Below are 20,068 nucleotides of genomic sequence, written 5' to 3'. Positions count from 1 at the left end.
AAGTTATCTAATAGACTGTTTTTTCTAGCACAATGCACTGTGTAAGAACGTTGTCAATAACTAAAAATTCATCCAAACGCTGACGAATATTGTCTGGTTCAAACTCAGAATAGCCGTACAATTCTCCAGGATTACCTATTTTAAGCTTTAATCCTGAGTGTGCAACTAAAGAACTAATTGAAATATTAGAACCATATTTATTGGAAGGCTTACTGGTAAATGGATAACAATCTAAGAACAAATCTATTGTTGCTATAAAACAGCCACCAGGTTTTATCAGGCGTTCGATTTCTTTCGCCAATGATGGTAACTCTTCTGATGGAATATGTTCAATTGCAGAGATAGAAAAGATGCGATCGTAATAATTACTCTTCAACTTGGCATTTTGTAAAAAATCCTGAATAAATTTAACTTTACCACCAAAAACATTATTCAATTTATGAAACTGCTCAATAGTAAATATCCAATCTACTTTTTCGCTAGGATTAATAAGAGGGTCAACTGAGGTAACATCAAGTCCGCATTGAGCTAATACAAATTGAAAACCAGAAGCTCCAGTTCCAACTTCGACTACACGCATACCTGGTTCTAAAGGTGTGACGAAAAAACACCAGGGATATTCAAAGATGCGTGTCAGGCTATTCATTTGAAAACCAAAAGGCCCAATCTGTTTAATTAACTCACCAGGTAGGTTATAGCGATTACGCCAAGCAAAATTGTTTCCAGTAATTTTGGAATTGGTGTATTGATACCACCATGAAGCTCCCACAGGTGCTTTGTACTTTTGGTTCCAGATAAAAAACTTAGAAGGTATAATCTTAGGTGCTAGCATAATTCAGTTATTTACTTTTAAATTGAGAAGCTCATATTTTGTTTTATCAGGTAATTTTAACCTCTTGCTTGTCGCAGCACGCTAAACGCCTTACTTCGTAACTCAACTGGTAATAACGATAGACCTAAACCAGTCCATGCTTTAGTAGTTGAAAAAGACTGTCCTGCCAAAATTAATTCTCTACCTTTTGGCGTTTCACCTTTTTCGACTAAACGCAAACCTAATAATAATTGTGTTTCAGCAAGACGATTTTTTCGGATTTTCTCCAATTTATGTGAATCAAAGTGATAACTTTCTAAATATTGCATTTTATCGAATAAATAAGGAATAGCTCGATTAATACCTTGCTGTTCTGCATGATAGCGATATTCCATTAATAACTCTGGTAAGTAATAACCTTTTTTCCCAGCTAAAGCTAACCGTACGAACAAATCATTATCCTCGCAATTTTGCAAATTGGGTAACATAAATCCTAATTCTTGCAAGGTTTGACGCCGAAATAATGTTGCTCCAATTTGAAAGCTTTGTTGAATAAATACAACTTCTAGCAAATTGTCTACGATACCTGCTGGTAAATTTGTCCTACCCCAGCGACGAGAATTTTCCTGAGTTTTCTCTTGATCGCGGACATTATTAATATCGATTATCCAATGATCTGTACCAACAAAATCAATACTAGAGTCTTGTTCAAAGATTGCAGTAGTACGTGCTAAAAAGTCAGTTGTTAGTCTATCATCGTCATCAAACTTCATAAAATATTTGCCGCTTGCAGCATCAAAGCCAGAGCGCATATTATTGCTTTTGCCAATATTTTGCGGATGACGAATATATTTAATACGGTTATCTGTGTACTGTGACATTAACTCAGCTGTACCATCGCCAGAACCGTCATCACAGACAATTAATTCAAAGTCTTGTTCAGACTGCTTAAGTACACTGTCAATGGCATAAGGTAGGAGATAGGCACGATTAAAAGTAGGAATACAAACACTAATTTTAGACATATTTTATATAGAAATTACTGTAATAGTATCAATTAAAAACTAGATGTATGGCGGTAATTTACCACCATACTGCTAAATTCAAGCGATAGTTCTTTGAATTTTCTTGATAGTCTTTTTGATAAATCGATTGGTTTTTGACGCCACACTTGGTGGTTTTAGCTGTTGTGGTCTTTGTTCTGGCTGTTTGAGAAAACGATAGTATAAAAACTCATCTCTGTAAAGAATGTTGACATCTTCTCCCTGAGATAAACGAGCAAAATCACTAGAGGAATAGCTCATGTAGTGAATACGATGAATGGGTTTTAATCCATCTTGATTGTAAAGAACATTATTGATATTTACGAAAGGATCAGCATTGGCACAGTTGCCAGTTCTATCTTGACCATTAGGGCTAAGTGTGAAGTTGAATAGTGGGCGATCGCACCGCAAAGTCATGTAATTAAACAAAAAAGCATCATCCCACCATCCATGTCCATTAATCCATTCAATTTCTCTTTTGTCAATTAATTGCTGCTTCATTACTTGAATTTCGTCAGCAGTAAATAATCCTCGCTTAGACCCAAAAAAACTAGAACAATGCAGCTTAGGACGAATATCAGCTTCCTTATATAGCCCAGTTTTCTCTATAACCGAAATATCTAAAGCCGCTACAGTTCTATTCTTAAGATGTTCCCAATCATCAAAAACAAAATCGTATTTGTTTAGCTTTTCAATTACATCGGTGGCTGGCTTCATCGCTAAGCTATCACCGTCATAAAATACAAATTGCTCAAAAACACCCTCAAAAGCGACAAACTTTCTTTGCAAATGACTTTTGTACCAACTAGGACGTGATGCTTTTGTCTCTCTTTCTCTGGGATGAACCGCCCAAACTTGGTGAGCAAATTCTTCCCAGCGTTGAATCACATCCCAATCGTCAAACAATATTACGTTCTTTCGAGAATTAATTTCTTGCTTAACTCGGTCTAGTCGTTCGTCATAGGGAATAATACAAACTGGGATATCTGCATTAACATTCATCTCAATGCTATTTAGCAAAGCTACTAATTGATCATAGACTACATCATTCGCAAGGGTGTAAATACCGAAAGATTCCATTTGACAAAATCCTTTTTTCTAAGTGATAAATTGTTTTAGCAATGAAATTATATAAACAACTTGGGGATGACATGATTAAGCATGTATACCTGTTAAAGTGGTAGGTAGACTAGCTTGAATCATGAAATATACTCCACAAATGAGTCTACAACCAAAAAATTTGATGTTTTCAGAACTTACGCACTCAGATCCCCCAACCCCCTTAAAAAAGGGCTTTATAAATTCCCCCCTTCAAAAGGGGGGCTATGGGGGATCTAGGTTTCAGCCTTCAGTGCATAAGTCCTAGTTTTTTTGGTTGCTCTATTTGCTAGGATTCCCAGATATTCAATTAAATAAACATTTTAATAGTAGCTTTCTCTTTACCTTATTCGTCAAGGCTAAGGAATTCCCAAGATTCCCAACTGCTTTAAAGTAGTCGGGAATCTTAGATTGATTACGCCAATTGTGAGATATTATTAATTTTATACAAACTAAACTCTTCATGAGTTGATTGTGCCATCCATCTATAATCTAATAAAGCTTTTATTCTTAAAAGCCTTGATTTTAGCGGTAGTGCTTTATTTTTGTTTGCAACTCCAAAATAAATATTTTCACCATTTTTAATATAAACAGCACCAGGAAAAGGTAGAGGTTCAAGCGGTGTTCCTTTTTTTGCCAGAGTACTTGTTATGTCACGATGACGATAGGAATTAAAAATATATTGTGTATATTCATGATCACATATAGCATTGACAATTTCAGGTACATTATATAAATCATATCTAATTATGTTGCTTGTTCCGCAGTATTGATCAAAACCTTTCCTCATAACACGTATGAGTTTACTACCTTCATTATAAATGTAGCCTTTTTTGATAAACCAACCATTGGCTTGAGGATTACTATTAACAAACTCTGCTAAATATTTGCTTACGCAGTCATCAGCATCAACACACATAACATGAGATGGGTTGAGTTGCCGCGCATAGATTAATCCCGTTGTAAATTTTGATAGTTTATCTAACTGTTTGCTTTTCCAGTCTTTGCCTTGTAGTTCAAAGTTATGCTCAATATATGTGATCTGAGGATGGCTAAATTCTATCTCAGGCTTTTCATTGCAAACAACAATCACTCTGAAGTCGTTGACGGTTTGGTTACAGATTGATTTTACACATCTTTCAAATAATTTAGATACAGTTTCCCATGATGTAGAAACATATTTGCTTTTGACTGGAACTATAAAAACAAGCATCTTGATATTCCTGTCTGGTCTAAATATGGTTACATTTTGCCCTAGGCTTCTATGTAAAAACAACACTTTAGGTGGAACTATACAGTAAATTTACCGTTATTGTGATTCAATAGCTAACCAGCTTTTTGTTTGCTTTAATTTATAAAAATTTTCCGAATAATATATAAGGGATATTTGTGATGACATCTAGCCTGGAATGAAGTCATGGTGTATGTACCACGTACTAGATATCACTTGTATGAACATCTTAATGTTATCTTCTACCTTTCCCTATCCGCCAACGCGTGGCGGAACTCAAGTGAGGACATTTAATTTACTTAAGTATCTGAGTCAACGCCATGCTATTACCCTTGTCACTCAACGCGATGACAATGTTACAGACGCCGAAATAGCGGGATTGCGCGATTGTGTTGATCATCTAGTGGTTTTTGAGCGCCCCCCAAATTCTGGAACCACCGCAGGAATACTCAAGAAAATCCAGCGCTTTGGCATATTTCTACAACAAGGGACGCCACCAAGTGTACTCAACCGCTATTCAGTCGAGATGCAAGCCTGGGTTGATAACTTTGTGCAGCTAGGAAAATGTGATGTGATTACCTGCGAACATAGCGTTAACGAAATTTATGTACAATCGCATTTTCACAAACAGTTAAAAACCATAGTCAATGTTCATAGTTCTGTTTACGGTAGTTGTCGTAACCAACTAGCAATCGGTATTTCTGAAAATGCACTCAGAGACAAAATTAATCTACCGCTTCTGCGTCGTTATGAACAAAGCTACTGTTCTAAATTCTCGGAAATTGTAGTTACAACCGAAGAGGATAAAATTCAACTACAAGAATTCAACCCAAATAGTCAAATTACAGTCATTCCTAATGGCGTGGATTTGGTTTCTTTCCCTAACCGTACCGTTGATCCAGGAGGACATTGCTTAATTTTTATTGGCGCAATGGATAATTTGGCAAACATAGACGCTGTTTGCTTTTTCAGCAATGAAGTCTTGCCAAAAATCCAAAAATATTATCCTGAAACAACCTTCGATATTGTCGGTTCTCATCCAACACCAGAAGTTTTAGCACTTCAAGAAAAACCGGGAATAAATGTGACTGGGCGTGTGCCTTCGATGGTAGAGTATTTACACAAATCAACTATCTGCGTTGTGCCAATGCGGACTGGGTTTGGCATTAAAAATAAAACTTTAGAGGCAATGGCAGCAGGTGTGCCTGTAGTGGCAAGCGATCGCGGCTTAGAAGGACTATCTGTAGATGGTGCGAGTAAATTATTACGGGCATTACGAGCAAACAAGCCAGCCGATTACGTCACTACTATTAGTCAACTGTTTGATAATGCATATCTGCGCTTTGAATTATCTCACAACGGCAGACAACTGGTAGAAACGGAATTTACTTGGGATATCGCTGGTAGAAGTTATGAACAAGTTTGTCTTGGCGGAGATAGTAACGGGTAAATAAAATTGGTGAATCTCCGAAGTCTCATGGTTTATGGTGATTTGTTAAGCTCATCCCATCCCCTTTTATGAGTGGATAACACGAAAGACTGTTGACAGTTGACTATTAACCGTCAACTGTCAACGGCCTAAAAAGGCGTCTTTCATCACCTACCGAGAAGGAATGGGTTTTCCCAACGCCTTTTTATAAGTTTGTTTAACTATTAGGGGGTCAGACCCCCTATTTGCCAGTTGTTTCTTAAGTCGGGGATCTGACTAAATATGGGTTTTTGCTAACCTAATTAAAGTAAGCATTAATTTTCTATTAAAACCTTTTGTTTTGGCTTTTCTATAAACACTTGACAATAATTTCTATTGAATCAAAATCTTGCCTAAAAGCGACAGCATCCAGATGAAAATAATTCTTGTGTAATCAAATTTTCTGCTTGTTGAAGAGATAGGATTTACTAGAAGAGTAAGATTTAAGGAGCAAACCCCTGTCTTTGCAATTTATTACCGTTCCTCCCGCAACTTCTCAGCCACCCGCAGGCTTAATCGTCACTTTGCATGGTTGGGGTGCAAATGCCCAGGATGTGGCATCTTTATTGCCATTTTTCAACCTACCAGATTATCAGTTTATGTTTCCTAATGCTCCTTATCCTCATCCCCATTCGCCTGTAGGTAGGGCATGGTATGACCTGAGAACGGAAAATATGTATCAGGGCTTGGCAGAAAGTCGGCAACTGTTAGTAGATTGGTTGCAATCTTTAGAGACTAGCACTGGTGTGCCTCTATCACGCACCATTTTGAGTGGATTTTCACAAGGTGGAGCGATGACTTTAGATGTAGGATTAAATTTGCCCCTGGCTGGTTTAGTTGTGATGAGTGGATATTTACATCCTGGTGCAGGAACAGTAACTCAAAGTAGTATTGCGCCGATTTTAATCACGCATGGAAGATATGATGAAGTTGTACCACTGCAAGCTGCCTTAAAAGCCAGAGAGACTGTAGAATCCCAAGGAGTGGCAGTGGAATATCACGAATTTGACATGGGGCATGAAATCCAGCCACAAATGTTAGAGGTAGTACGGAATTTTGTCGGGAATGCAATTAACTAGTCAAACGTTACAAATTTTTTATAAATTCTAGTATAAATCCTGAAAAATTTCACGAAATCCACGCCTTCTAATGAGTAATATATATTGGGTGGCTGCGTAATAGCGCAATTTCACCCATGCTGAAGGCGAGTGCTGCATAAGGGAGGGGCAAGCATTATGACAACTCTAAGCATTTCCAAGAAAGAAATTGCTGCCATGACTTCGGCAGAAGTAGAACAGTTGGCTACACGTTTGGAACTGGATAATTACAGTAATGCTTTTGAGGGTTTGAATGATTGGCATCTACTACGAGCGATCGCATTTCAGCGTCCAGAGTTAGTTGAACCCTACATCTACCTCCTAGACTTGGAACCCTACGATGAAGCATAACAATTTTAGATTTTAGATTTTAGATTTTAGATTGGGTCAACTGGCTAGAATCAGAGATGATCAGGGTTAAATGTATTACTTGGTTGCCTGAAACTTATAATGCCATTACCACTTAATCCAAAATCAAAAATCCGTCTTGAAAAGTTTGCCACGGAGGGAAACCCTCCTTACAACTTTTCGCAAAATCCAAAATTGAAAAGGGTTGTAATTGGCGTAGGCGGCGGTATCGCCGCCTACAAAGTTTGTGAACTAGTTTCGACGCTGTTCAAAACAGGTGTAGAAATTCGAGTCATTCTCACTCGTTCGGCGCAAGAATTTATCAAGCCTCTAACTTTAGCAACCCTATCCCGTCATCCCGCTTACACAGATGATGATTTCTGGCAACCGACTCACTCCCGTCCATTACATATTGAGTTAGGTGAATGGGCGGATGTATTGGTAATTGCCCCCTTAACAGCTAATACACTAGCAAAGTTAGCCTATGGTATGGCTGATAATTTACTTACAAATACTGTGTTAGCTTCTACTTGTCCGGTGCTGTTGGCTCCAGCGATGAATACGGATATGTGGGAACAAATAGCAGTGCAGCGGAATTGGCAACAGTTATTAACAGATAGTCGATATCATGGTGTCGATACAGCGTCGGGGTTATTGGCGTGCGATCGCGTCGGTGCTGGTAGGATGGCAGAACCCCCAGAGATTTTGGTTTACATCCAATCGTTGTTGCATACTCAAGGTAAACGAGATTTAGCAGGTAAAAAAGTGTTAATTAGTGCTGGGGGAACGCGAGAGTATCTTGACCCAGTACGATTTATTGGCAATCCTGCTACGGGTAAAATGGGATTGGCTTTAGCGCAAGCTGCACTCCACCGAGGCGCAAGTGTCACCCTCGTGCATGGCCCAGCTAATTGGGATGTACCATTGGGAGTGCAAGCAATTCCTGTCGTTAGTGCCGAACAAATGCAGCAAGTAATGCAGGAGTATTTAGCCAACGCTGATGTCATTGTGATGTCGGCAGCTGTAGCAGATGTGAAGCCCAGAGATTATAGTACAGAGAAATTGCCTAAGCGATCGCTTCCCCAAGTCCTACCTCTAGAACCAGTACCAGATATCGTCGCTCAATTAGCACAACTCAAACAACCGCATCAGCTGTTAATTGGGTTTGCAGCACAAACTGGAGATATTATCAAACCTGCGTTAGAAAAGTTGCAGAGTAAAAAATTGGATGCTATTGTTGCCAATCCCATCGATCAACCCGAAACTGGTTTTGGCAGCGATCTTAATCAGGCAATCTTTTTAGACAAGCAAGGGCGTCAGGTAGAAATTGCACCCTGTTCTAAATTACAAATGGCTCATCAATTGTTTGATTTTGTCAAAAGCTTTTAGGTCAATAGATAGTTTCGTATTCTACCAAAAGTACGATAGCCTGTCTCCAATTTGGGCAGATTACAGGCGGCGTTATAAATTAATAAATGTATCTGCAATACCGGACTTGTTCTGGCTTGATCTCAATAGCAAAGGTTTGGAGATGTCTACTTTATCAGAAACTTCTATCCTTGCAGCAATACTGCTGGTAGCTTTCGGCATTTTGGGCTGGGGCTTTTATCGCGCCAGACCTTTTGGTAAGCTGGGAGTCTTAGCCTGGTTACAGTCGGTGGTGTTAATGGCTCCCTGGTTGCTATTTTTTGGATTGTTTGCAGCCGGGATTTACATCAATATAGTTGGTATATTGTTTTTGGTGGTTGGTTCTGCTGGTCTATACATATATTTGGGAAGACAGCTACGCACAGCTGGTCAAGATGCCCTGCTCAAGCAGCGAGCCACAGAAAGGCTCAATGCTGATTCTTCGTCTGAGACAAATCCTACAGAGTCAGCAGTAATTGCAGAATTAAAATCTGAAATACCGCCAATACCGGATGATGACTTAAATGCAATTAAAGGTATTTTTGGTATTGATACGTTTTTTGCCACAGAAACGATCGCTTACCAAGATGGAGCTATTTTTAAAGGTAATTTGCGGGGAGAACCAGAAGAGGTTCACAATCGTTTAACTACAAGTTTGCAGCAACGCCTTGGTGATCAATATCGCCTGTTTTTAGTAGAAAACACAGACGGCAAACCTGTAATCATTGTCCTGCCGAGCCGCAATGATCCCCGTCCGATGTTGTTATCGCAAAAAGTCTTTGCAGGTATCCTGTTGGTAGCAACTATTGCCACTAGTCTAGAAGCCGCCGGGTTAGTGCTGAATTTTGATTTCTTTGCCAATCCTGGACGGTTTCAAGAAGCTCTACCTATAGGCGCTGGTATATTTGCGATTTTGGTAGCTCACGAAATCGGTCATTGGTTACTTGCTCAGCGTCACAAAATCCGTCTCAGCTGGCCCTTCTTTCTACCCGCTGTGCAAATTGGCTCTTTTGGTGCAATTACCCGTTTTGAATCTCTGTTGCCTAATCGCAAGGTTCTATTTGATATCGCTTTGGCAGGGCCAGCAGTCGGTGGTATTGTTTCTTTATTAATGTTGATAACTGGCTTGCTACTTTCTCACCCAGGCAGTTTATTTCAATTGCCCAATCAGTTTTTCCAAGGCTCGATTTTAGTAGGAAGCTTAGCGCGGGTTGTACTTGGTTCTGGTTTACAGTCGTCTCTAGTGAGTGTTCATCCCCTAGTGATTATTGGTTGGCTGGGGTTAGTAATCACCGCTTTGAACTTAATGCCCGCAGGACAACTAGATGGTGGTCGCATTGTCCAAGCAATTTATGGACGCAAAACTGCAAGACGGGCAACGATCGCAACTTTAATTTTACTAGCATTAGTATCTCTCGGTAATGTTCTAGCCATGTACTGGGCGATCGTGATTTTCTTCTTGCAACGAGATCCAGAACGCCCCAGCTTAAATGAAGTTACTGAACCTGATGATGCCAGAGCTGCTTTGGGGCTTTTGGCTTTATTCTTGATGATTACCACGCTCTTACCCTTGACTCCCGCCTTAGCTGGGCGTTTAGGAATTGGGGGTTAAGAGGTAGGAGACAGGAGATAGGAGTCATTTGTCATTAAGTGCTCTCTCCCCTACTCCTACTCCTATTACCCTATGGTTTCCAACCCGCCAGCAGATTTGGATAAGCCGTTGGTGTGGGAAAGATTTTCTGGAAGCCAGCCTGACGCTCTTGGGGCTTTTCTTTGCTCATGTTCCAGAGAGTTTCATAGAAAAAGAATGATACCCCAGCAAAGTTGCGATCGCGTACTTTTTGCACTTGTGTCTGAATCTGTTGCATTGGCACAGATCTATTTTTCAACCCAGCCAAAATGCCGATACTCACTGGAATATGGCTTTTTGCTGCTTTCACTTCTGGGTACTCTAATTCGCTGACAAAGACATTCAAGTCATCTCGATATATCTGCAAAACCAGTTCTTCAATGATTCCCAGACGTTCCCACTTCTGCCAGTCTGCTAAAAAGAATTCATAGGAGAAACGTTGAGGATTAGGCGCAACAGAAACGAGACAATCTTTTTTAGTGGCTTTGATAGCTTTAAATACCCGCTTTGTAAAGTCGGTAATTTTGTTAGCTCTCCAGCGCACCCATTCTGGATCTTTATAATTTTTGGAGGGCGCTCTACCACGATGTTCTTTTTTGTAGAGTGCGACTGTATAGGCATCGTATCCCAATTCTGATGGCAAGCCAAAATGATCATCAAATTGAATTCCATCGATATCGTAGTTTCTGACGATTTCAACAATTAGATCTTGGATGAACTGTTGTACTTCTGGACGAAAGGGATTTAGCCAAACGCGATTATGTGTCCCTTCTTTAATAATCCGCGTACCGTTGCTGCGATTGGTAAGCCATTGAGGACGATTTTTCGCTAATAGAGAATCCGCTGGTGCCATAAAGCCAAATTCAAACCAGGGAATGACTGTTAAGCCTTTTTGATGTCCGACATCGACAATTTCTTTAAGTATATCTCGCCCTTGCAGTCCGGGTGTGGGATCAAGCGATCGCCCAATAACTTTGGCTGCAACTTTACTGGGATACAGTGTATAGCCCCAATTCCAAACCGCTGGATATATAGTATTAAAATTGAGTTCATCAAGGCGTTGCAATGATCCCTTGAGGCGATCGCTTGAAAACAGCACATCGCTATCAATATTTGTTAACCACACACCTCTTAACTCAGATGATGCTCTCTGAGGAACAGTTTGAGCGTTTATCGGAAACGATAGCATCACTGTAGCCACCATACTCAAGGTCACTATGACGGCAAACAAGCTCGGCTTTATGTTTTGGCGAATATTCCACCAACTATGAAGCTCAACACACCACTTTACAAACCTTTTCATCATTTGCTACAGAGATCATCAAATTATGAACAATGACTGGCATGTGTACATATAAGTTGCGTTCTCGCTCTACATCAACCAATAGCCAGATAAGTTTTCTCTCACTTCCTGAAGTTTATTGTTAAGCCTTTGTATAGTATTTATTTTGACATTGTTAAGATAATAGCTACTGTGTCGCCTTTATATGTGACAATCTAAACAAGGATACGGTAATAATTTTACTGCTAATTTTTCCCTGTATTCTCTGATCCATACTCAGTTGATATTACCTCCACATTAACCCTTAACTTTAGATGTGGAATAATACACAATATCTTCGCTTATTAGCTGATGCGTAGGATTATGCTAAGTATTACAGAGAAAATCTCATGCAAATTACATAGATCCACTTTGTAAACAAAAGTTAATAAATTAGCGGATATTACTCAGCTATTTTTAAAATAAAAGCAGGATTTTTAATGATCAGCCTAAGTAATTCAGAAGATGGCAACGTTAGCACCACAGCGGCCACTGAGCGTCTAGCAAGAGCAATGACAGTATCATCTGGAGAGTTTTCACTGATACTAGCATGTTGTAACTGTGTCACAACCCAGCAGCAAATACTGAATTCATTGACAGAATTTTCACCAGCTAACATCCAAGACATTCTGCTTACACCTGAGCTTGAGACACTATACACGACTCTAGTAACTACAATTGGTGATACTCAACCCGAAGCTTTGATGGTGAGAGGTTTAGAGTCTGTAGTAGCAATTAATCAACTAATCATCAGTACCAATCTCATCCGAAATGAGTTTCGGAAAAAGTTTCGGTTCCCCTTAGTGTTGTGGGTCAATGATGAAATTCTTCGTAAGTTAGTCTGGCTAGCACCTGATTTCAAAGACTGGGCGGCTAGCACTATTAGATTTGATGTACCAAGTAATCAATTAATTGAATCTGAACAGCAAGCAATTAGCGCCTAAGCCCGACTTTATCCAAATCGCAAGATAAATTTAATATTATTTAATACAGAGTATTTACGTAATTTTTTAATTTTCTGTAAATATTAAGGAACAAATAATCAGTAAATCCGCGTCTATACTATACATCAGCACATCAGCCTTTAAAAACAGATGCCAATTTAGTCCCAGCTAGTTCGGTTTTGGTAGCATGTACTTTTTTAGGTATTACTAAATCAGATAAATAATACCAATAAATGTAGATTTGCTGCATAACTGCATAAATCCCGAAGTCACTTCCGATAAGTTAACAAAGATTTAAATCGGAAAAACCAGATTTTATACTCCATTCCAATACTTGTCGGGTTTTGCAGGAAAAGGGGAAAGAACCTTTAACCTTTTCCCCAAATCAAATTTCGGGTTGAAAATGCAAAACCCCAAGTAGTATTGACTTCCATCCTGCAATGCTTTTTGCCGTTAGTTGCTAGTTATTAGCACTTTGGCTTTTGACTAAATATATGCTGATTACTAGCTAATCCTAAATCTGGATCATATTACTATGAAAAATCTCTTGAAAGGCAATCATACCAGCAATCAAGGACGAATTGTCACTGCTTGGTTTTTGACTGTTATTTTGTCTGTTGGTAGCGGATTAACTCTAATTAAAACTGCCTCCGCTGCTTCTGCAAATCTCTCGTTAGAAACTGGGAATTCTTTGCGCTTAGCTTCTACAAAGAATCCTACTAGCAACCTGCCAGCAAATTTTCCACAATCTGTCAAAAACGCTGTTTTACGAGCCGCCTCTGTACGTTTGCAACTGCCAATTTCTCAACTAACTATTACTGAAGCTCAAGAGCGAACTTGGAACAATGGCTGTTTAGAATTGGCTAATGCTGATGAATTGTGTACCCAAGCTTTAGTACCAGGTTGGCATGTGGTTGTTGGGTCTGCTAACCAAAGTTTGGTTTATCACACCTCTCAAAGAGGTTCCGTAATCAGGCTAAATGAAAAGGCTAGTGAAACTAAACTGGCCCCTGTACCAATTCCCGCAAGTGAGTTACCACCACCATTAGACCAAGGTGTAGTGTTTCGGGAAATTTCTAGTGGAGGTATAGCTGGTAGAACATACGAAACTGTTTTACTCAATGACGGGCGCTTGATTCGTGTGCGGATTGGTGATGCTAATGATTCTGAGCGTAGTGTTCGCCGCGTTTCTGTGCAACAGGTAAAACGGTTTGAGCGACTACTAAAGAGAAGACAATTTAGTGAGTTCAAGAATCTCAGTTATCCAGCACCCAGCGGTTCTGCTGATTTCATCACTTATACCCTTACCAGCCAAGAGGGTACGGTTCAGTACAACGATATTTCTCAAGAGCACCTACCAAGGAGGTTACGAGCAGTAATCGCAGTCTGGAATCAGATTATAAGCAACGCACAATGATAATTTAGAGATCGATACGCTCTATCTCATTAATTTTGATGGTTATATATGTTTGTAGTAAGGACTTTAGTCCTTGATTACTAAAGTCCTTACTACTAACTCTCAAAACTTTTGCGACAGACCACTCAGCTGGGTGTCTGCTTGCGAAACCCAGCATTAAACGTTAATTGTTGGGTTTTTACAAGGATTTATTTAGAGTCATAAAAAAGCGCCATTCAGTCTTTTTGAAAGCCATACAAATTTAAACTCCGATTTAACTATCGGAATTTAGTTGTATTTTTTTGGTAGTTGATGGTAGTATTATACTTGTAGTAAATACTTCCGGCGATAGATGAGCCATCAAAGTGGATACTCACACCACCGTTGGGTACAATCTCATAATCCTGCAAAGCTAGAGCTGAAACTGCTACAAAAGCAACAAAAAGAACCGATGTTCTACTATTTTGCTTATGGCTCTTGTATGTGTCCGGTGGATTTGAAGCGATCGCTTGGCGAAAACACTCACCCTTACGTCATCGGGACTGGAATCCTCAAAAGCTATCGGCTTGGGTTTTATCTTTATTCTGATCTGCGTAAATGTGGTGTTCTAGATGTAGTGAAAGACCCCAAAGCTAGCGTCAAAGGTGTACTTTATCAGTTACCCTGGCGGCTGAGTGAATACTTGGATAAACGTGAAGGTGTTTCCCAAAATGTCTATCGTCACGAATCAATAGATATTCACTGCCAAGATCGGATATACAAAAATGTTCGCACCTATGTAGTGGTTAACAAGCTTACAGAAGAAGCTGCGCCGAGCGACTGGTACTTTAATGTTGTTTTACGAGGTGCTATCACCTGCGGACTACCAGAAGAATATTGTTGGCATTTATTTAACCACATGCACCAGTTACAACAGCGCTATCAAGACACGCAAATATTACGATCTGCGTAAGAGTTGCAAAGGTGACGCTGGACTTATCAAGAGAATCTTTGTTTTTTGGCTCGGCTAAGAGTGAACTTTTGATAAGAGGAACAAAATGATGATATCTACAACTGTTAATTCCACGGTGAGTGACATCTGCATTCGTATTCCTCAGCACTACCATCGCCAACCGATTATCTCGCAATTAGTTTCTCGCTACGATTTAATAGTAAATATTGCAGCAGCTCTTTTAAAAGTTGATACGAGAGACGATGGTTGGTTTAATCTGGAAATACAAGGTTGTTTTCAACAGGTAGAAGCAGGTATTGCTTATCTCCAAAAGCTGGATATAGAGATTGAGCAGCTAAATTTCAAAAGCCTTGGGAAGCAAGAGACAGAAAAGCTAAAGTGCTTAGGTGTGAGTAGCGATCGCTGTAATAGCTTCCAGTCAAGTCCCCAAATCCAAGACAATAAATCAGAATTTGATTGGAGCGTAGTCCAAAGACAAACAAATCGGGCGAAATTTCATGTCTGCATTTCCCAAAACTACCGTTATTCTCCGGTAATTACTGGACTGGTTTCATTTGGATTAACTGTAAATATAGTTGGAGCTTCATTAAATATAGATACTAAAGATGATGGTTGGTTTGATTTAGAAATTTGGGGTAGTCCGCAGCAGATTGTTTTTGGCTTAAGGTATTTAAAACAACTAGGCTTGCAAATTTGGTTATAAGTTGATCGCCCAATCTGCAAAAATTCAAAATAATTACAATTTTTCATAGTGTATTAGAGGTACAAAACTATGGCTCATGCTTGCTGCGGCCCTGGCTACGCTTCTCCAGAAGCAGCTATCAATGCAGAACAGGAAAAGGTGCTTTATACTATCGCTCTCTATACGAATACAGGTATCGAACAGCCAGATTATCTTGCTACCGTAGACGTTGATCCCAATTCCCCAACCTACTCCCAAGTGATTCATCGCCTATCTGTACCTTATATTGGCGATGAGTTACATCACTTTGGCTGGAATGCTTGCAGTTCTTGTCATGGCGACACCAGTAAATCCCGGCGGTTCAGTGTGATTCCTGGACAACGCTCTAGCCGCATCTATATTGTTGATACAGCAGACACAAAAGCACCCAAACTGCATAAAGTCATTGAACCAGAAGAAATCAAAGAAAAGACTAACTTAACCGCCCCTCATACAGTACACTGCCTAGCAGATGGTCATGTGATGATTTCCATGCTGGGTGACAGTGAGGGTAATGGCCCTGGTGGCTTTTTATTACTAAATGAGAATTTTGATATTGTTGGACGCTGGGAAAACAAAGCCGACGCCATGAGATTTAACTATGACTTTTGGTATCAGCCGCGTCATAACGTTATGGTGAGTAGCGAGTGGGGCGCACCCAAAACCTATTATCCTGGATTTGACCTTAACGACATAGCAGCTGACAACTATGGTCATCATATACATTTCTGGGATTGGTCAAAACACGAAATTATCCAAAGTTTTGATTTAGGAGAAGAAGGATTACTTCCCTTAGAAGTGCGCTTTCACCATAATCCTGACAGCACTCATGGATTTGTCGCAGCAGCACTTAGTAGTAATGTATGGCATTGGCACAAGTCTAATGCTCATTGGGAAATAAAGAAAGTGATTGATGTGCCATCGGTGGAAGTGGAAGGCTGGCCGATCCCTGTGCCATCATTGATTACTGATATCTTAATTTCAATGTGCGATCGCTATATTTACTTTTCCAATTGGTTGCATGGAGATATTCGCCAGTACGATATTAGCGATCCCTTTAATCCTAAACTCACTGGTCAAGTTTGGTGCGGTGGTTTGCTGGGTAACAGCGGCGAAATTCAAGGTCATAAATTAGCTGGTGGGCCGCAAATGCTACAGCTAAGTCTTGATGGTAAGCGGCTATATGTAACGAATTCCCTATTTAGCACTTGGGATAATCAGTTTTACCCTGATATGTCCAAGACTGGCTCATATTTGTTGCAGATTGATTGCGACACTGAAAATGGCGGACTAAAAATCAACGAAAATTTTTATATTGATTTTGGTAAAGAACCCGCAGGCCCAGCTCGTGCTCATGAGATGCGCTATCCTGGCGGTGATTGTACTTCTGATATTTGGGTGTAGCAAAGGGCAAGTAAAAATATAGGCTAATATGACGGCTCAAGTATTTTTGTAAGAAGTCTATTTAAGGCGTTACTGAGTAGAAATATGAATTTGGATCACGCAGCGGAAAGTCTGTAGCTTGCTTCCCGCAGGGTGCGCCGGCTTCCGGCGAACAGAACTTTCCAAGACAGAACCGCAGAGAGTAAGAGTTGAGAAGAGTTGATTTTTAAACTTCATATTCAATTCAGCAACGCCCTATTTAATAATATTTACTAATAAATAAACAATAATGATTATCTGCTGTCGGTTCATAACTTAAGTCGTCAGCAATTGCAGACATGATTTTCAAACCACGCCCACGCTCTTGATCATTCTCCTCTAATTCAGATATTTCTTGCAATTGTTGCTCTAAATTAAAAGGTTCACCCTGCGACCAGATGCGAATTTCTATCTGTTTATCTAACCGTAAAACTTCTATTTCAATAGGAGTTTCAATCGGTAAATTTTTGTGGGCATGTTCAACAATATTAGCGAAACCTTCTATCAGCAACGTTTGACATTGCCACCATATTTTTTTATCTGGAATGGGTGGTTGGTTTATCTGCTCGAACCAAGATAATACCTGAGACGAAGCGGTCAGGTCTGTATTAACTTTTAGATGAATGTGATTATTCACTTTTTAGCAATTAAATATAGTTTGACATTATCATATTCGAGAATTAATTTATTGAATTTGAGTAATTTTACTATACATTCTTAATTAAATTACATGTAATTTGAATGAGAACAATTATCTAGTTTTTATTCTACTTATTACAATGTAGTTTATGTTAAAAATCTTGGTTATTGATGATGATCCTATCGTGCGAGCGGCACTTAAAAGAACACTCCAAAAACAGGGTTATGATACAACTGTAGTCAGCAATGGCGAGGAAGGAATCACGCAAGCCCAACTGCTACGTCCCGCGCTAATTATTTGTGACTGGGTGATGTCACAGCTAGATGGGTTGGAAGTGTGTCGCCGAATTAAGGCAAATCCAGAGTTAGCAACTACTTTTTTTATTCTGTTGACTGCAAAAGGAGCAGCTCCAGGAGAAGAGGAAGATCGAGTTAGGGGATTGGATGCGGGAGCAGACGAGTTTATCTCGAAGCCAATTGAGATGAATGAATTAAAAGCACGAGTCAGAGCAGGGCTGAGGTTACACCAACTGAATCAGGATTTACAAAGTCAAAAACAAGTTTTAGAGACACTCAATCAGAATTTACAAACTCAAAAGCAAATTTTGGAAGCAGAATTGGCTGAGGCGGCTGATTATGTGCGATCGCTTCTACCCTCAACGCTTATAGGAGCAGTCAGAGCAGAAGCACTGTTTATTCCCTCAACACAATTGGGAGGTGATAGCTTCGACTATTACTGGATCGATGATGATCATTTAGCTATTTATCTGTTGGATGTCTCAGGACATGGGGTAGGTTCAGCCCTATTATCTGTATCTGTACTTAATGTTTTGCGATCGCAATCTCTGCCCAATACTAACTTCTGTCAACCTAGCGAAGTTCTAAAAGCACTCAATCATGCTTTTCAAATGAAAAATCACGGTGATAAATACTTCACAATTTGGTATGGAGTTTATAACCGTCCTAAACGTCAACTCGTTTATGCTAACGCTGGACATCCACCGGGTATACTGTTATCGGGTACACCTGCGACAAAAATCCAAGTTAGACAATTAGACTCTTTAGATCTACCAATTGGTTTTTTGTCTGATGTCAACTTTGATGATGCTGCCTTTGATATCGAAGAAAATAGCACTTTATACATCTTTAGTGATGGTGCTTACGAAATTAATCAGCCAGACAGCAAGATGTGGGGTATTGAAGCTTTTATTGATTTATTAATCAACTGTAGCCAAGAAAATACTCGTCATATAAACCAGATATTAACTCATATTATGGCTTTAAATACCAAGAACAATTTTGATGATGATTTGTCTTTGCTAAAAGTTGACTTTGGTTAATATGGATAAAACTTGTATCCATGATTATTGAATGTTATTTTAAATTCTCAATTGCTGAGTAACTTATTGGGTTGCAAGTACTTGGCGATTGAATTCATCTTGATCAGTAAATGTTTGAAAAATTCGATCCAGTTTAGTTAATTCAAAAAGCATCTTTACTTGATCATTAACAGAGCAGAGAAAGAGTTTGCTCTCTGCTTTTCGTACCATTTGCATTGCTGATACTAGAGCACCTAAACCAGAACTATCAACAAACTTTACATCTTTAAGGTCAATCAACAAAATATCAGAGCCGTTCTTAATAACCTCACTAACTTCCTGACGTAGTTGATTGCCCCTAATACCATCTAAAATACCAGTTGGTTCCAGTACTGTTACTTTAGGATTCATAGTTTTAAATTTCTATTATTTTGTACATTGCTATTTTGGCATTTGACTACTAAAACGGCAAGGCATTATACAATTATTCTTGGGTTAATACTTGTTTATTACTGTTTGCCATTGCAGCAAAGAAGCTAGCATCAACCCATTGTCGAGCAATTTCAAAAGCTTCAAAATAACCATCTTTTTGACCTAATTCTCGTGCCCAAAATCGAGATAAAACGAGTATGGCGTCGAGTTGCATAAATGCTTTAGACATTTCTGATTCATAACAACCAATAGCTGCAATTTTTTCCTCAATCACAGAGGTTATATCTACAAAAAAGTTTGGTTCAAACCCGCGCAAAAAAACAGGTGGCGCTGAATACCACAGAGGAATATTTTTACGAGTAGCCACATTGGAAATTGCGATCGCACATACTTCATGATCTCTATGCCCATATTTTTCAGATTGTGGTGCATGAGTAATAATCAGATTTGGTTGCCAACGTTTAATAGCTTCTTCGGCAACTTTAATCACTGTTTGTGTTGAGAAATTACATTCCTCAAGAGCGTAAAACTCATAAGTTGCGCCAATAATTTTACCAGCTGCCTCTGCTTCTTGATGACGTGTACCCTTTATATCCGAGCTAGAAAGACTGCCATCAGTTAAAATCAAGCAGCGAACGTTCCATCCCGTTTTAGACATTAAACTGAGAGTACCAGCAGCAGGCAATACTTCATCATCAGCATGAGCATAAATTGTCAAGACAGTTTGTTGAGCAAATTTGTTGGAGTCCAAATAAGTGTTCATAGCTGTTTCTTTTGTTAAAGTGCATT

Annotated in this window: 19 protein-coding genes; 11 read left to right on the top strand and 8 right to left on the bottom strand. The window is 39.4% G+C overall.

Translation table 11 applies throughout. The features are described 5' to 3' along the window. Positions 1-7 precede the first annotated feature (7 nt). The 4 genes from FNW02_RS20395 to FNW02_RS20380 all read right to left on the bottom strand — a co-directional run bounded on the left by FNW02_RS20395 (position 8) and on the right by FNW02_RS20380 (position 4,165). A complete protein-coding gene (locus FNW02_RS20395) occupies positions 8-832 on the bottom strand; it encodes a class I SAM-dependent methyltransferase (protein WP_191759333.1) in 825 nt (274 codons plus the stop codon). Between the two features lie 56 nt (positions 833-888). Further along, positions 889-1,836, bottom strand: a complete 948-nt coding sequence (locus FNW02_RS20390) for a glycosyltransferase family 2 protein (protein WP_191759332.1) — start codon at positions 1,834-1,836, stop codon at positions 889-891. A 78-nt stretch (positions 1,837-1,914) separates the two neighbouring features. Further along, complete coding sequence (locus FNW02_RS20385) at positions 1,915-2,934, bottom strand: Npun_R2821/Npun_R2822 family protein (RefSeq protein ID WP_191759331.1); 1,020 nt, start codon at positions 2,932-2,934, stop codon at positions 1,915-1,917. A 433-nt stretch (positions 2,935-3,367) separates the two neighbouring features. Beyond that, positions 3,368-4,165: a glycosyltransferase family A protein gene (locus FNW02_RS20380; RefSeq protein WP_191759330.1), complete on the bottom strand. Its 798-nt coding sequence runs from the start codon at positions 4,163-4,165 to the stop codon at positions 3,368-3,370. Positions 4,166-4,403: 238 nt separating this feature from the next. Between FNW02_RS20380 and FNW02_RS20375 the strand changes: the two genes are divergently transcribed. The 5 genes from FNW02_RS20375 (at position 4,404) to FNW02_RS20355 (ending at position 10,115) form a co-directional block, all read left to right on the top strand. Further along, positions 4,404-5,633, top strand: coding sequence for a glycosyltransferase family 4 protein (locus tag FNW02_RS20375; RefSeq protein ID WP_191759329.1), 1,230 nt, complete (start codon positions 4,404-4,406; stop codon positions 5,631-5,633). 482 nt (positions 5,634-6,115) lie between these two features. Further along, positions 6,116-6,730 carry an alpha/beta hydrolase gene (locus tag FNW02_RS20370; RefSeq protein WP_191759328.1) on the top strand — a complete coding sequence of 205 codons (615 nt, stop codon included), beginning with the start codon at positions 6,116-6,118 and terminating at the stop codon, positions 6,728-6,730. A 156-nt stretch (positions 6,731-6,886) separates the two neighbouring features. After that, positions 6,887-7,099: a protein IsiD gene (gene isiD, locus FNW02_RS20365; RefSeq protein ID WP_162399252.1), complete on the top strand. Its 213-nt coding sequence runs from the start codon at positions 6,887-6,889 to the stop codon at positions 7,097-7,099. Between the two features lie 99 nt (positions 7,100-7,198). After that, positions 7,199-8,485, top strand: coding sequence for a bifunctional phosphopantothenoylcysteine decarboxylase/phosphopantothenate--cysteine ligase CoaBC (gene coaBC / locus FNW02_RS20360; RefSeq protein ID WP_191759327.1), 1,287 nt, complete (start codon positions 7,199-7,201; stop codon positions 8,483-8,485). Between the two features lie 142 nt (positions 8,486-8,627). After that, complete coding sequence (locus tag FNW02_RS20355; RefSeq protein ID WP_191759326.1) at positions 8,628-10,115, top strand: site-2 protease family protein; 1,488 nt, start codon at positions 8,628-8,630, stop codon at positions 10,113-10,115. Positions 10,116-10,185: 70 nt separating this feature from the next. Here FNW02_RS20355 and FNW02_RS20350 read toward each other — a convergent pair whose 3' ends face one another. Beyond that, entirely contained in the window at positions 10,186-11,439 is a 1,254-nt protein-coding gene (locus tag FNW02_RS20350) for a glycoside hydrolase family 10 protein (protein WP_191759325.1), read from the bottom strand. A 455-nt stretch (positions 11,440-11,894) separates the two neighbouring features. On the opposite strand from FNW02_RS20350, the gene FNW02_RS20345 reads away from it, so the two are divergent. From FNW02_RS20345 to FNW02_RS20325, 5 genes are all read left to right on the top strand, one after another. After that, a complete protein-coding gene (locus FNW02_RS20345; RefSeq protein WP_191759324.1) occupies positions 11,895-12,398 on the top strand; it encodes a hypothetical protein in 504 nt (167 codons plus the stop codon). 535 nt (positions 12,399-12,933) lie between these two features. Next, a complete protein-coding gene (locus FNW02_RS20340; RefSeq protein ID WP_191759323.1) occupies positions 12,934-13,815 on the top strand; it encodes a hypothetical protein in 882 nt (293 codons plus the stop codon). A 331-nt stretch (positions 13,816-14,146) separates the two neighbouring features. Further along, positions 14,147-14,746: a gamma-glutamylcyclotransferase gene (locus FNW02_RS20335; RefSeq protein WP_191759322.1), complete on the top strand. Its 600-nt coding sequence runs from the start codon at positions 14,147-14,149 to the stop codon at positions 14,744-14,746. A gap of 85 nt (positions 14,747-14,831) precedes the next feature. Further along, positions 14,832-15,449: an NIL domain-containing protein gene (locus tag FNW02_RS20330; protein ID WP_191759321.1), complete on the top strand. Its 618-nt coding sequence runs from the start codon at positions 14,832-14,834 to the stop codon at positions 15,447-15,449. Positions 15,450-15,518: 69 nt separating this feature from the next. Then, positions 15,519-16,871, top strand: coding sequence for a selenium-binding family protein (locus tag FNW02_RS20325; protein WP_191759320.1), 1,353 nt, complete (start codon positions 15,519-15,521; stop codon positions 16,869-16,871). Between the two features lie 238 nt (positions 16,872-17,109). On the opposite strand, the gene FNW02_RS20320 is transcribed toward FNW02_RS20325, so the two are convergent. Continuing rightward, the gene (locus tag FNW02_RS20320) at positions 17,110-17,526 is read right to left on the bottom strand and encodes an ATP-binding protein (protein WP_191759319.1); all 417 of its coding nucleotides are present in this window, start codon (positions 17,524-17,526) and stop codon (positions 17,110-17,112) included. 151 nt (positions 17,527-17,677) lie between these two features. Here FNW02_RS20320 and FNW02_RS20315 point away from each other — a divergent pair, with 151 nt between their 5' ends. Further along, a complete protein-coding gene (locus FNW02_RS20315; RefSeq protein ID WP_191759318.1) occupies positions 17,678-18,868 on the top strand; it encodes a PP2C family protein-serine/threonine phosphatase in 1,191 nt (396 codons plus the stop codon). A 63-nt stretch (positions 18,869-18,931) separates the two neighbouring features. On the opposite strand, the gene FNW02_RS20310 is transcribed toward FNW02_RS20315, so the two are convergent. Together FNW02_RS20310 and FNW02_RS20305 are read right to left on the bottom strand one after the other, a co-directional pair. Next, entirely contained in the window at positions 18,932-19,258 is a 327-nt protein-coding gene (locus FNW02_RS20310; RefSeq protein WP_191759317.1) for an STAS domain-containing protein, read from the bottom strand. A gap of 73 nt (positions 19,259-19,331) precedes the next feature. Beyond that, positions 19,332-20,042 carry a PIG-L deacetylase family protein gene (locus FNW02_RS20305; RefSeq protein ID WP_191759316.1) on the bottom strand — a complete coding sequence of 237 codons (711 nt, stop codon included), beginning with the start codon at positions 20,040-20,042 and terminating at the stop codon, positions 19,332-19,334. Positions 20,043-20,068: the final 26 nt, after the last annotated feature.

Origin of the sequence: Komarekiella delphini-convector SJRDD-AB1 (genome assembly GCF_014831675.1) — a bacterium.
In the GTDB taxonomy this organism is placed as follows: Bacteria; Cyanobacteriota; Cyanobacteriia; order Cyanobacteriales; family Nostocaceae; genus Komarekiella.
This window is presented reverse-complemented; position numbering and strand designations above follow the sequence as displayed.

Coding starts and splice junctions, on each gene's coding strand:
- FNW02_RS20395 (WP_191759333.1), bottom strand. CDS start 832: ATGCTAGCACCTAAGATTATACCTTCTAAGTTTTTTATCTGGAACCAA.
- FNW02_RS20390 (WP_191759332.1), bottom strand. CDS start 1,836: ATGTCTAAAATTAGTGTTTGTATTCCTACTTTTAATCGTGCCTATCTC.
- FNW02_RS20385 (WP_191759331.1), bottom strand. CDS start 2,934: ATGGAATCTTTCGGTATTTACACCCTTGCGAATGATGTAGTCTATGAT.
- FNW02_RS20380 (WP_191759330.1), bottom strand. CDS start 4,165: ATGCTTGTTTTTATAGTTCCAGTCAAAAGCAAATATGTTTCTACATCA.
- FNW02_RS20375 (WP_191759329.1), top strand. CDS start 4,404: ATGAACATCTTAATGTTATCTTCTACCTTTCCCTATCCGCCAACGCGT.
- isiD (WP_162399252.1), top strand. CDS start 6,887: ATGACAACTCTAAGCATTTCCAAGAAAGAAATTGCTGCCATGACTTCG.
- coaBC (WP_191759327.1), top strand. CDS start 7,199: ATGCCATTACCACTTAATCCAAAATCAAAAATCCGTCTTGAAAAGTTT.
- FNW02_RS20355 (WP_191759326.1), top strand. CDS start 8,628: ATGTCTACTTTATCAGAAACTTCTATCCTTGCAGCAATACTGCTGGTA.
- FNW02_RS20350 (WP_191759325.1), bottom strand. CDS start 11,439: ATGATGAAAAGGTTTGTAAAGTGGTGTGTTGAGCTTCATAGTTGGTGG.
- FNW02_RS20345 (WP_191759324.1), top strand. CDS start 11,895: ATGATCAGCCTAAGTAATTCAGAAGATGGCAACGTTAGCACCACAGCG.
- FNW02_RS20340 (WP_191759323.1), top strand. CDS start 12,934: ATGAAAAATCTCTTGAAAGGCAATCATACCAGCAATCAAGGACGAATT.
- FNW02_RS20335 (WP_191759322.1), top strand. CDS start 14,147: ATGAGCCATCAAAGTGGATACTCACACCACCGTTGGGTACAATCTCAT.
- FNW02_RS20330 (WP_191759321.1), top strand. CDS start 14,832: ATGATGATATCTACAACTGTTAATTCCACGGTGAGTGACATCTGCATT.
- FNW02_RS20325 (WP_191759320.1), top strand. CDS start 15,519: ATGGCTCATGCTTGCTGCGGCCCTGGCTACGCTTCTCCAGAAGCAGCT.
- FNW02_RS20315 (WP_191759318.1), top strand. CDS start 17,678: ATGTTAAAAATCTTGGTTATTGATGATGATCCTATCGTGCGAGCGGCA.
- FNW02_RS20310 (WP_191759317.1), bottom strand. CDS start 19,258: ATGAATCCTAAAGTAACAGTACTGGAACCAACTGGTATTTTAGATGGT.
- FNW02_RS20305 (WP_191759316.1), bottom strand. CDS start 20,042: ATGAACACTTATTTGGACTCCAACAAATTTGCTCAACAAACTGTCTTG.